Origin of the sequence: Flavobacterium sp. 1, assembly GCF_002797935.1 — a bacterium.
In the GTDB taxonomy this organism is placed as follows: Bacteria; Bacteroidota; Bacteroidia; order Flavobacteriales; family Flavobacteriaceae; genus Flavobacterium.
Window position 1 is genome coordinate 5,081,325 of record NZ_PGER01000001.1, and the last position, 12,780, is coordinate 5,094,104.

At 33.2% G+C, this 12,780-nt stretch carries 12 protein-coding genes; all 12 read left to right on the forward strand.

Features of this window, described 5'->3' with window-relative positions:
* Nucleotides 1–179 precede the first annotated feature (179 nt).
* The 12 genes from CLU83_RS20730 to CLU83_RS20785 all read left to right on the forward strand — a co-directional run bounded on the left by CLU83_RS20730 (nt 180) and on the right by CLU83_RS20785 (nt 12,755).
* A complete protein-coding gene (locus CLU83_RS20730; RefSeq protein ID WP_100433351.1) occupies nt 180–2,642 on the forward strand; it encodes an SLBB domain-containing protein in 2,463 nt (820 codons plus the stop codon).
* Between the two features lie 114 nt (nt 2,643–2,756).
* Nucleotides 2,757–3,830 carry a Wzz/FepE/Etk N-terminal domain-containing protein gene (locus CLU83_RS20735; protein WP_100433352.1) on the forward strand — a complete coding sequence of 358 codons (1,074 nt, stop codon included), beginning with the start codon at nt 2,757–2,759 and terminating at the stop codon, nt 3,828–3,830.
* 75 nt (nt 3,831–3,905) lie between these two features.
* A complete protein-coding gene (gene pseB / locus CLU83_RS20740; RefSeq protein WP_369828786.1) occupies nt 3,906–4,913 on the forward strand; it encodes a UDP-N-acetylglucosamine 4,6-dehydratase (inverting) in 1,008 nt (335 codons plus the stop codon).
* Nucleotides 4,914–4,916: 3 nt separating this feature from the next.
* The gene (gene pseC / locus CLU83_RS20745; RefSeq protein ID WP_100433353.1) at nt 4,917–6,116 is read left to right on the forward strand and encodes a UDP-4-amino-4,6-dideoxy-N-acetyl-beta-L-altrosamine transaminase; all 1,200 of its coding nucleotides are present in this window, start codon (nt 4,917–4,919) and stop codon (nt 6,114–6,116) included.
* A 3-nt stretch (nt 6,117–6,119) separates the two neighbouring features.
* Nucleotides 6,120–7,271: an N-acetyl sugar amidotransferase gene (locus tag CLU83_RS20750; RefSeq protein WP_232727210.1), complete on the forward strand. Its 1,152-nt coding sequence runs from the start codon at nt 6,120–6,122 to the stop codon at nt 7,269–7,271.
* Nucleotides 7,272–7,274: 3 nt separating this feature from the next.
* The gene (hisH, locus tag CLU83_RS20755) at nt 7,275–7,880 is read left to right on the forward strand and encodes an imidazole glycerol phosphate synthase subunit HisH (RefSeq protein WP_100433354.1); all 606 of its coding nucleotides are present in this window, start codon (nt 7,275–7,277) and stop codon (nt 7,878–7,880) included.
* Entirely contained in the window at nt 7,873–8,619 is a 747-nt protein-coding gene (hisF, locus tag CLU83_RS20760) for an imidazole glycerol phosphate synthase subunit HisF (protein ID WP_100433355.1), read from the forward strand. Before hisH ends, hisF begins: the two co-directional genes overlap by 8 nt.
* A gap of 11 nt (nt 8,620–8,630) precedes the next feature.
* Nucleotides 8,631–9,329, forward strand: a complete 699-nt coding sequence (gene pseF, locus CLU83_RS20765) for a pseudaminic acid cytidylyltransferase (protein WP_100433356.1) — start codon at nt 8,631–8,633, stop codon at nt 9,327–9,329.
* A complete protein-coding gene (locus CLU83_RS20770) occupies nt 9,316–9,876 on the forward strand; it encodes a GNAT family N-acetyltransferase (protein ID WP_100433357.1) in 561 nt (186 codons plus the stop codon). The genes pseF and CLU83_RS20770 overlap by 14 nt, the downstream gene beginning before the upstream one ends.
* On the forward strand, nt 9,870–10,334 hold the full coding sequence (locus CLU83_RS20775; protein WP_100433358.1) for a GNAT family N-acetyltransferase: 465 nt from the start codon (nt 9,870–9,872) through the stop codon (nt 10,332–10,334). The genes CLU83_RS20770 and CLU83_RS20775 overlap by 7 nt, the downstream gene beginning before the upstream one ends.
* A 2-nt stretch (nt 10,335–10,336) precedes the next feature.
* Nucleotides 10,337–11,377, forward strand: coding sequence for a pseudaminic acid synthase (gene pseI, locus CLU83_RS20780; protein WP_100433359.1), 1,041 nt, complete (start codon nt 10,337–10,339; stop codon nt 11,375–11,377).
* A gap of 1 nt (nt 11,378) precedes the next feature.
* On the forward strand, nt 11,379–12,755 hold the full coding sequence (locus CLU83_RS20785; RefSeq protein WP_100433360.1) for a hypothetical protein: 1,377 nt from the start codon (nt 11,379–11,381) through the stop codon (nt 12,753–12,755).
* Nucleotides 12,756–12,780: the final 25 nt, after the last annotated feature.

The window sequence follows — 12,780 nt, forward strand, 5'->3', positions numbered from 1 at the left end:
CTCATAAGGGCGAAGCCGTGCTGATTTTTCTGTTAGATAAATAAAATAAAAATAAATATTTTAAACATTTGTTAAAATATCAACTAGATGTGTTGTAAAATAACTAAGAGTTCAAGTACTATATATAGGAAATTAAATTTAGTAATTTCATAGCCCAAAAAAATAAATTAATATTAGAAATGAAAAAAATACTTACAGTAATTATACTTATTATAGCTCTTTTTCAGACTAGCTCTATTTTAGCCCAAGATATTTTAAAAGGAAATGATTTAAGCACAGTAAAAGTAGATTATTTATCGGATGGAGATATCGTTAAAATAAAAACGCAGTTGCAAAGCAATAACGTAACAATTGATCAAGCGGAGTCTATGGCTTTATCTAAAGGGATGAGTGCCACAGAATTTGCTAAATTAAAAAAACGTTTGTCTCTTCTAGAAGCTCCCAAAGCTGAGGTGGATAAAAAAACGAATAAAAAGAAATTAAAAGATACAGATTCACAAGATGCGGAAGATGATAGTGAAGATACCCAACGTAAACAAGAAAAAATTGAAAACAAGAAAGTAAAGGACAGTTTAAATTCTCTGGTTTTTGGATCAGAATTATTTGATAATCCTACCTTGAATTTTCAGCCCAATTTAAAATTAGCTACACCTGTTAATTATGTTTTGGGGCCGGGAGATGAATTACAAGTGGGTGTTAATGGAGTGCAGGAGTTTAATGATAATGTATCTGTAACTGTAGAAGGAAAAGTGAATATTCAATATGTTGGGCAAATTTCAGTTTCAGGAATGACTATTGAAGCTGCAACTCAAAAAATAAAAGGAGCCATTTCTAGAATTTATAGTACAGTACGCTCTGGACAATCGCAGGTTACAGTTAGCTTAAGTCGCATACGCACCATAAAGATTACTATTATTGGAAGTAAGCAACCAGGAAATTATTCTGTTTCTTCTTTAGCAACGGTGTATAATGCTTTGTTTTTAGGAGGAGGACCTGGAAAAAATGGAAGCTACAGAAACATTGAGTTAATTAGAAATAATACAGTATATAAGAATATTGATATTTATCGTTTTTTGGTGAATGGAAATCAATCCGATAATGTGGGATTAAAAGATAATGATGTTATCCGTATTCCAGCTTATACCAATAGGGTTACAGTAGAGGGAGAAGTAAAGCGCCCCGGTATTTTTGAAATGAAAACAGGTGAGAATTTCTCAAATTTATTAGCTTTTGCCTCTGGGTTCAATGAATTTGCCTATACAGCATCAGTAAATGTTTTACAAAAAACAGGAAAGGAATTTAAAGTAGCCGACATACAAGCTTCGCAATATGGAAGTTATCAGCCGTTAAATGGAGATGTTTATCGGATTTCTAAAATTTTAAATCGTTTTGAAAATCGAATCATTATAAATGGAGCTGTGTTTAGACCTGATACTTATTCTTTTTATCAGGGAATGCGTATTTCAGATTTGATTCGCCAAGCCGAAGGATTAAAGGAAGATGCTTATCTTAAAAGAGCACGAATAGTTCGTTTGAAAGCAGATTTGACTTATGAAAATGTTAATGTTGATTTATCAAAAGCAATGGCTGGTGATTTAAATGCAGATATTCTATTGAAAAAAGAAGATGTAATAACTGTTTATTCAATTTTAGATTTTAAGGAAGAGTATAAAGTAACAATTGATGGAGAAGTTAAAAATCCAGAGGTATATGATTATCAGGATAATTTAACCCTTAACGATTTGATTGTTGCAGCAGGAGGCTTAACCGGATCTGCTTCAAAACGTGTAGAGATTGCCCGAATGATCCGCACTGAAGAAATTGATGAAACGAATCCAAACAAGGTAGAATTGTTTAATATTGAAATCACTCCCGAATCGAATGAGCAATCCACTAATTTTGAATTAAAGCCTTTTGACGTTGTCAATATTAGAAGAATGGCTGTAACAAACAAACCAGAAATGGTGACAATAACAGGTTCGGTTGCTTATCCGGGAAAATATGTTTTGGTGGGTAAGAAAGAAAAAATCTATGATGTTATACAAAGAGCAGGAGGATTAACATCCACGGCCAGTTTAAATGGAGTGAAAATTAAAAGACCAATAAAGAAGATCCAAATAGAAGAAATTGAAAATGTTAGCCTTAATTTGGGTAAAAAAGACAGTATTCAAAAGAATTTAGAAAAGAAACTAAAAGAAGATCTAAAGTTCGCAACGATTCCAGTAAATTGGAGTAAAGTAACCAAAAATCAGAAAGGGAGTTCCAATGTGACTTTATTGCCTGGAGATGAAATTGTGGTTTCTGCTTACAATGAAACGGTGAAAGTGGCTGGAAATGTGCTTTTAACATCTGAGATAGCCTACAAGAAAGGAAGGGGTTTCAATTATTATTTGGATGCTGTCGGAGGGATAGATGCCAAAGGCTGGAGAAAAAAAGCATATATTATTTATCCAAATGGTCAAGCCGCAGTATCACGTTCAGTTTTGCTTTTCTTTAGAACTAGCCCAAAAGTGCTTCCGGGTTCACAAATTGTAGTGCCAGAAAAACCAGAAGCGAAAAAAATGAGTGCTGGAGAATGGGTGAGTATTGCCAGTGTTTTGGTGAGTATGGGGGTGCTTTTGGTAACGGCTTTGAAGCCTTAATCTTTTTGGGTTTAAAATTGTTTAAGAGTTTAAATCAGTTTAACGTTTAAAAACAAAAATTTTCAGAATTAGGCTATCATTAGACCTATTATTTCTGAAAGCGATAACGAAAATATGGAAAAACCAATACCCAATGATGAAATTTCTTTAAAAGAGTTACTACAAAAAGTCAAAGAATGGTATGTTTATTTACTGTCTAAATGGAAAATTATTGTATTGGCAGGAATTGTGGGTGCAGCTTTGGGATTGACATATTCTTTTATTAAGAAACCGATTTATACTGCTACTTTGACTTTTGCATTAGAAGATGAAAAATCGTCTGGTGGTGGATTAGGAGGTGCTTTAGGTTTAGCTAGTTCATTTGGAATTGACCTTGGCGGAGGAGGAGGCAGTATATTTTCAGGCTCTAATTTGACTGAATTGTTCAAATCACGCACCATGGTAGAGCAGACTTTATTGACTCCAGTTACGGTAAATGGAAAAGTAATTTCTTTGGCCGAAATGTATATTCAGCTAAATAAATGGAGAGAGAGCTGGAACGACAATCCTAAATATAGCAAAATACAATTTTTACCTGATACTAAACGTAAGTATTTCACCAGAGTCCACGACAGTATTTTGGGAGTTATTTATCAAAATTTGTCTCAGACTTCATTGTCAGTGGCTCAAAAGGATAAGAAGATTTCAATTATTTCAATGGATGTAGCTTCGACTAATGAATTGTTTTCTCTTTATTTTTGTGAAGCATTAGCTAGGCAAGTTGGACGTTTTTATGTTGATACCAAAAGCAAAAAAGCCCGCATGAATATGGAAATTTTGGAGCGCCAAACCGATTCTATTCGTGCTGAATTGAACGGAGCTATTACTGGAGTTGCGGTTGCCAATGACAATACCTTTATGCTGAATCCCGCACTCAATGTACGTCGCGCCCCATCCGCCCGCAGACAGGTTGATGTGCAAGCGAATACTGCTATACTTACTGAATTAGTGAAGCAAACCGAACTGGCTAAAGTAACGCTCCGCAAAGAAACGCCTTTGATACAAGTAATTGATCGACCAATTTTGCCCTTACCTAAAGAACGTTTTGGGAAAGCCAAAGGTTTGGTGATGGGAGGGTTTTTGGTAGGTTTTTTGATGGTATTCGGGTTGATTGTTAGGCGATTGTTGAAGCAAATGACATCTTTGTAGTTTTGTCCTATGGAAGTTTTTTTTCAATACTTAATAGTAAAATAAGTAAAAATTTTTCACAAAAATATATATAATATGATTCTTGAAAAGAAAACAATTTTAATAACTGGAGGAACAGGTTCTTTAGGAAAAGCACTAACTTCTCATATTTTTAAAAATTACCCTAAAATTAAAAAACTAATTATTCTGTCAAGGGATGAGCAAAAGCAGTTTCAAATGGCTCAGGAATTTCCTGAAAGTAAATTTCCTCAAATTCGTTTCCTTTTGGGAGATGTTAGAGATGAACAGCGATTGGTGAGAGCTTTTCAAGGTGTGGATGTTGTGATTCATGCTGCCGCAATGAAACATGTACATTTGGCCGAATATAATCCAGACGAGTGTATAAAAACAAATATAGGAGGGGCTCAAAATGTAATTCATGCTGCTTTGCAAACTAGCGTTTGTAATGTAGTTGCACTATCAACAGATAAAGCCTGTGCGCCAATCAATTTGTATGGTGCTACAAAATTAACATCTGATAAATTGTTTGTAGCTGCAAACAATATCAAGGGAGCTAATCCAATTAAATTCTCTGTGGTACGATACGGTAATGTGATGGGATCTAATGGTTCTGTTATTCCATTCTTTATGAAAAAGAGAGCAGAAGGGAAGTTGCCAATTACCGACACTACAATGACTCGTTTTAATATTTCACTGCAAGGTGGTGTTGATATGGTAATGCATGCTATAGAACACGCTTGGGGCGGTGAAATATTCATACCAAAAATACCTTCTTATAAAATCACTGATGTTGCCGAAGCGATTGCTCCTGAATGTGCGTTAGATATTATTGGAATTAGACCAGGTGAAAAAATTCATGAAGAAATGATTACGTCTTCAGATTCCTATAATACATATGATTTAGGAAAGTATTTTACAATATTGCCATCTGTACCTCATTTTAATTTAGAAGATTTTATTTCTAGTTTTGGTGCCGTAAAAGTGCCTGAAGGATTTAATTATAATTCGGGAACTAATACTGAATGGGAATCCGTTATTGGATTGAGAGCATTAATTAAAGAACACGTAGATTCAAATATTTAGTAAATGATTGATAAAGTTATACCTTACGGTCGTCAAAATATTACACAAGAGGATATTAATGTTGTTATAGCAGCAATACAATCCGATTATTTAACGCAAGGTCCAAAAATTTTGGAATTCGAAAAAGCTTTTGCAGAATATGTTGGAAGTACTTTTGCAGTTGCGGTTTCCAACGGTACAGCCGCATTGCATTTATGTGCATTGGCATTAGATGTAAAAGAAGGAGATAAAGTGATTACTACACCCATCACCTTTGCTGCTTCTGCTAATTGTGTTCGTTATTGTGGAGGAGAAGTTGTTTTTGCTGATATTGATCCAGACAGTTATCTTTTGGATATTAATAAAGTGAGAGTTTTATTAGAAGCCTCTCCAAAAGGGACTTATAAAGGAATTATTCCTGTTGATTTTGCTGGAAGAGCGGTGGATTTAGAAGCCTATCGAAAATTAGCAGACCAGTATGGTTTGTGGATTATTGAAGATGCTTGTCATGCTCCAGGTGGTTTTTTTTCGGATTCTACTGAAGAAGCTCAAAATTGCGGTAATTCTAATTTTGCTGATTTAGCCATTTTTTCTTTTCATCCTGTAAAGCACATTGCTTGTGGAGAAGGAGGAATGATAACTACTAATGATGAAATCTTGTACAAAAAACTTTTAGCTTTGCGTACGCACGGAATTACTAAAAATGAAGATGATTACACCAATTCAGTAGATTTTGCAAATGCAATAGCTACAGAAAGCACTATTTATCCTGCTTGGTATATGGAAATGCAAACTCTCGGATTTAATTATAGACTAACAGATTTTCAAGCTGCTTTGGGTTTAAGTCAATTGCAAAGAGCAGCTGAGGGTATTGAAAAAAGAAGAAAGATTGCAACTACTTATGAAAAAACTTTTAAAGGAAAGTCTTTTATAAAAGGGCAATCAGGTATTGTTGAAGGGCATGCCTATCATCTTTATGTTATTGAAGTTGATGATCGTTTAGGTTTGTATAATTATTTAAGAGGAAATAAAATTTTCGCTCAGATACATTATATACCTTGTCATTTGATGCCATATTATAAGCAATTTGGGTGGAAAGAAGGTGATATGCCTAATGCAGAAACCTACTATAGAAATTGTTTGAGCTTGCCGATGTATCCAACTCTGACCGTTGAAGAGCAAAAGTTTGTTATTGATAAAATTGAAGAATATTATAAAAAATAAGTTATGAAAATTCATTATTGTTCTAAATGTTTGTTTCCTGAAACAAAACCTGATTTATTTTTTAATGAAGCGGGTGTTTGTTCCGCTTGTGTTGCAGCTGACCAAAAAGATAATTCAATTGATTGGAAGCAAAGAGAAATTGATTTTAATACGATTATTGATAAATATAAAAAAGGACCTAATGAAATTGGTTATGATTGTTTAATACCAGTAAGTGGAGGTAAAGACAGCACGTATCAAGCCTATTTTATGAAAGAGGTTTGCGGTTTAAATCCTTTGTGCGTTTGTTTCGAAACAACAAATCTGACGGAAGTAGGTCAAGCGAATATTGACAATATTTCTAAGATGGGTATTGATGTAATTTATTTCAAAAAGAATTACAAAGCTTATAAAAGTATGGTTGTTGAAGGATTTAAAAGAGTGGGTGACGAGATGTGGCCAAATCATTTAGGTATTTTTACGATTCCAATACATATAGCTGTTAAATTTAATATTCCGTTAGTTATTTGGGGAGAAAATCCACAACAAGAGTATGGTGGTCCAGTTGAATCTATAGAAAACAAACATCTAAACAGAAAATGGTTGGAAGAGTTTGGAGGTTTGTTAGGGAATAGAATCCAAGATATGGTAGGCGTAGATGGTCTTACAGAAAAAGATTTAACTCCTTATTTCTATCCTTCGGATGAAGATATTGATAGAGTAGGCGTGGTAGGATTGTTTTTAGGACACTATTTCTTTTGGGATGCTCAAAAGCAACTTGAAATTGTGAAAAGACACGGTTTCGCTGTAAAAGAAGATGGACCTGTTGAAGGAACATATACTAATTATGAGAATCTGGACGAAAAAATGCACGGTTTACATGATTATTTAAAATATGTTAAATATGGTTTTGGCCGTGCAACAGATCATGCATGCATTGATGTTAGAAATAACAGATTGACAAGAGAAGAGGGCTTGAAACTAGTTAAACAATATGATGGGAAGTATCCTCATTATGGTGTTAATGAATTTGTGAAATACTCAGGTATGACCAAAGAGGAAATAGATATGATTTTAGACTCTTTCACAAATCCTGTTTTATTTGCTCAAGACGAAAGCGGTAATTTCATTAAGGATAACCAAGGAAATTTGGTAAGAAACTTTGATTTTGAATAAATAATGGTAGCAATAATTGATTATGGAATGGGTAATGTAGCTTCTGTTCAAAAGGCTTTGAATTTTTTGAAAATTGAGAGTGTCATTACTGATGACCATAAGGTAATTAAAGAGGCTAAGACTATTTTATTACCTGGCGTTGGTTCTTTTGCTCAAGGAATGAAAAATCTGAACGATAGAGGCTTAGTTGAATTGCTTACCAATGAGGTTGTTGTGAAAAAGAAAAATTTCATAGGAATCTGTCTAGGAATGCAGCTGATTATGGAAAAAGGTATGGAGCCTTTTGAATGTAAAGGTCTAGGTTGGGTAAAAGGAAGCGTCGTTAAATTTGAATTGCAAGATTTGAATATTCCTCACATGGGTTGGAATAATATTCAGGTTTTGAATGACACTTATTATAAAGATTGCCAAACAGATGATTTTTACTTTATTCATAGTTATCATGTTGTTCCCGAAAACAAGGAAGATATTGCTACAACTGTAAATTATGGTTTTGATGTGGTTGCCAGTATTCAGAAAGATAATATTTTTGCTACACAATTTCATCCTGAGAAAAGTCAAAATGCAGGATTATCACTTTTAAAAACTTTTTTCGAAATAAATGCTTAAAGTACGAATAATACCTATTTTAACCTTTAATGGTTTTGGATTAGTTAAAACTAAAAAATTTTCTAATCCCAGAATGGTTGGTAATCCTGTTCAGTCGGCTAGAGTTTATAATAGCCGTGGTGTCGATGAATTAGTTTTTGTAGATATTTTTGCAAGTTCGCAAAAGCGAAAAATCAATTTAAAACTCGTTGCCGATGTAATAAAAGAATGTTATATGCCTGTGGCTATTGGTGGCGGTATTGAAACAATTGCGGATATAAACAATTTGCTGAAAATTGGTGCAGATAAAGTTATAATAAAAACTAAGGCTTTATTGGATAAAAAATTCATAGAGGAAGCTGTTGCTTTTTTTGGAAGTCAATGCATTTCTATTTCTATTGATGCTTATGCTACTCCTGATGGATACAAGATTTTTAATAAGTTAGATGTTGAGATTTCTCTTGAAGATTTTGTAAGCTTAATGATTTCTTGTAAAGTGGGGGAATTCGTTGTTACGAGCGTTGATAATGATGGTATGATGGATGGTTTTGACATTGATTTAATCAATCGCGTTACAGAATTGACCAATATTCCGATTATTGCTGCTGGTGGTGGTGGGTCGATGGAACATTACAATGCGTTGTTCTCTCAAACAAAAGTGCAAGCGGTAGGTTCTGCAAGTATTTTTCATTTTACTCAGTTTACTCCTCTGGATATAAAAAATGAATTGAAAAGTATTAATGTTCCGGTTCGAATATAAAAGTATAAAAATTGAAGAAAATTGCTATTATTCCTGCCCGTGGTGGAAGCAAACGTATTCCTCACAAGAATATAAAATATTTTTTTGGAAAACCTATTATCGCTTATGCCATTGAAGTTGCCCTAAAAAGTGGTTTGTATGACGAGGTAATGGTTTCGACGGATAGTGAAGAAATTGCGGAGGTCGCTAGAGAATATGGAGCGAAAGTTCCGTTTATTCGTAGTGCTGATAATAGTAATGACTTTGCCACTACAGTCGATGTATTAATTGAAGTTTTAGATTGGTATAAGGATATGGATTTGCAATTTGATTTTGCAACTTGCATTTATGCCTGTGCTCCTTTTGTAAATGCAAAAGTGTTACATGATTCTTTTGAGATGTTAATTAAAGAAAATTGTGATTGTGTATTCCCAATTCTAGCTTATTCACATCCAATTCAAAGAGCTTTAAAGCTTTCGGATATTGGGAAAATAGCCACTTTTGACGATTCTAATTCCAATGCAAGGACGCAGGATTTAGACAAAGCATTTCACGATGCAGGTATGTTTTATACTTTTGATGTCAAGAAATTAAAGGTAAATAAAAGTTTACGAACACAAGACACTTTTGCCATTGAAATTGACGAGCTTCACGCCCACGACATTGACACAGAAAATGACTGGGTTTTAGCAGAATTAAAATATAAATTGTTTTCGAATGAAATCATATAAGTGTTTGTCAAACCAGGTAATTGAATTTGATAATTTTAAAATTGTTCCGCTCCGTTACGAAGATCGTTTGGATATTTTGAAATGGCGTAATGAACAAATTTATCATTTACGACAAAATAAACTGCTTACGGTTGAAGACCAAGAAAATTATTTTAATATTATTGTTGATAAACTCTTTAATCAAGAACAACCCAACCAAATTTTGTTTTCTTACTTAGAAAAAGATGTTTGTATAGGTTATGGCGGTTTGGTACATATTAACTGGATTGATAAAAATGCTGAGATTTCATTTATAATGGATACAGCATTAGAAAAGGATAATTTTCATGCCAATTGGACTAAATATTTATCGCTTATCGAAAAAGTAGCTTTTGAGGATTTAAAATTACATAAAATATTTACTTACGCTTTTGACTTAAGACCACATTTGTATTTTGCGTTGCAAGATGCCAATTTTATTGAAGAAACCCGATTGAAAGAACATTGTCTTTTTGACGGTAAATTTATAGATGTAGTGATTCATTCTAAAATAAATAATAGATGTTAACTTTTCGAAAAGCGACTTTAGCCGATACTAAAGTCTATTTTGATTGGGCAAATGATTCGAGCGTTAGAGAGCAATCCTATAACACCAATACAATTGATTTTGAAAGTCATAAAAAATGGTTCGAAAGTAAAGTAGAAGACGACTCCTGTATGTTGTTACTTTTTCAAAATGAGGAAAAGTTAAATATTGGGCAAATTCGTATTCAAAAAGAAAATGAAAATCAGGCTCTGATTGGAATTTCTATAGAAGCGGAACATAGAGGAAAGGGTTTAGCAAAGGAAATGCTACTTTTGGCCTCCGATTTTTTTTTAGAAAACAACATAGGCTATTTAATAAATGCCTATATAAAGGAGCAAAATATAAGTTCGAAGCAAGCTTTTGAGAAAGCAGGATTTGAGTTTAAAAATATAATAAATTATGAAAACTGTAGTAGTTTTCATTTTACAAAAAAAGGTTAAAAATGCTAATAGGTACTTTTGAAATAAACAAAGAAAGCAAGGTTTTTATCATTGCTGAGCTTTCAGCAAACCATAATGGTAGTATAGACACTGCGATAGAAACTATTCGCGCGGCAAAACGTGCAGGGGCAGATTGCATTAAACTGCAAACATATACAGCCGATACTATAACAATTGATTGTGATAAAGAAGATTTCTTGATAAAAGGAACCATTTGGGAAGGTAAAAATCTTTATAAATTATACCAAGAAGCCTATACGCCTTGGGAATGGCATCAAGAAATATTTAAAGTGGCAGAAGAAGAAGGATTGATTTGTTTCTCTTCTCCATTTGATAAAACAGCGGTTGATTTCTTGGAAACTCTAAATGTCCCGGCTTATAAGATAGCTTCTTTTGAGATTACGGATATTCCTTTAATTGAGTATGTGGCTTCTAAAGGGAAGCCAATCATTTTATCTACAGGCATTGCAGAGGAAGCAGATATTGAATTGGCTTTAGACGCTTGCAGAAGAATGGGTAATACTGATATTGCCTTGTTAAAATGTACTTCTAGTTATCCTGCGCCGATAGAAGAAGCCAATATGTGTATGGTTAAAGATTTGGCCGAACGTTATAATGTTATCAGCGGTCTTTCGGATCACACTATGGGAGCAACTGTTCCTGTAGTTGCGACTTGTTTTGGAGCTAAAATCATCGAGAAGCATTTCATTTTGGATCGCTCCATAGGTGGGCCAGATGCTTCTTTCTCCATGAATGAGAAAGAATTTACGGCGATGGTTAAAGCGGTTCGTGAAGCGGAAAGTGCTATTGGTAAAGTTGATTATACCCTTACCGAGAAACAAGCCAAAGGGAAGGATTTTTCTCGTTCTCTTTATGTAGTTGAAGATATGAAAGCAGGTGATGTGATTACTGAGAAAAATGTACGTTCTATTAGACCGGGGTTTGGGTTGCATCCGAAGTATTTAAACAGTATTTTGGGAAAAAAGATTGAAAAAGATATAGAAAAAGGGGAAAGATTTTTATTAGATATAATTGGGCAGTAGTATGGAAATATATGATGTTTGTTTGCATATAGGTAACGGAGGGCAGTGGTTAGGAGATTTTTATGTGAAGATTAAAAAGCAATTAGAAGATAGAGGTTTGACGGTAGTATTTTATACGGATGTTCCTGATATAAAACAATATTTTGATAAAAATGGAATAAGTTCGTATGTTTTTTTGGATAAATACGAAGGAGAAATAGATCTTGATTTTGTGATGAATTCACTTACTGAATTAGGGCTTAATCCCAAGAGTTTATACAATAGTGAACAAAAGTTTTATGACATAGAAGAGAAAGATTGTATTCAATATTTTGCAAGATATGTACATTCTGTATTGAAATTAAAAAATATTAAAAAAGCTAGGTTTTATGTTACGTATGAAGGAGATGAAATAGATCACAATATTTTTAGAGTTCTTGGAAGATTAAATGGGGGTAAATTTATTTATTGGGGAATTTCTAATCTGGATACAAGGACTCATTTTCATGATGATGAGAAACGTTATTTTGAGACACCATTTGAGAACAATCAACCAATTACTGAAGATGAGAAGGTTTGGTTGGAAAAATATGTAGAATCTTATACTCAAAAAAAGACAAATTTATGGGGTGATCCTAAAAGAGAGGATGTGAAATTTAAGTTTGGGTATATAATTTCTGCATTAAAAAAAATTGGGAATAAGATAACTAATAGCGATTATGATCCTAGGAGAACATTTGGACATGCTTTTACGAGGTATTTTAAACGATTGTTAAGAAGACAATATGCCTACTTAAAATATAATACTAAATTTTCGTTTGATGATGGAATAGATTATTATTATTTTCCTTTACACGTTCCTTTTGATTCGCAGCTAACCCAAAGAGGATTGCCTTTTTATGATCAGGTTTCTTTGGTGCAAACAATTTCTAATTATTTGCCGTACTCATCTCGATTGATAGTAAAAGAACATCCGATGGGGAGGGGGTATTATTCTATAAGTGATTTGAATAAATTAGCAAAACTCTCTAATGTGATTTTATTGCCTGCATATTCTAATTCTCACGACATAGTCCCTAAAGCTAAAGGTATATTTGTTATAAATTCAAGCGTTGGTTATGAAGGGTTAATGTATAAAAAACCTGTAGTTACTTTTGGAAGGTCATTTTTTAGAAAGCAAGGTTTGACAATTGATATAGATTCTTTATATGAATTAGAAGAAGTTTTTGATAAGATTGAAAGACATGAAGTTATAAATGAAAAAGTTTATGATTTTCTTTGGAGAGTTAAAAAGAATACTTATCCTGTGGATTTGTATTTTATTAATGAAGGAAATTATAATGAAAAAATAGTTGAGTTTGTGAACGCTTTAGAAATTGAATTAAAAAAAAGGTTATAGTTTTTTATTGAAATATTATTAGTTA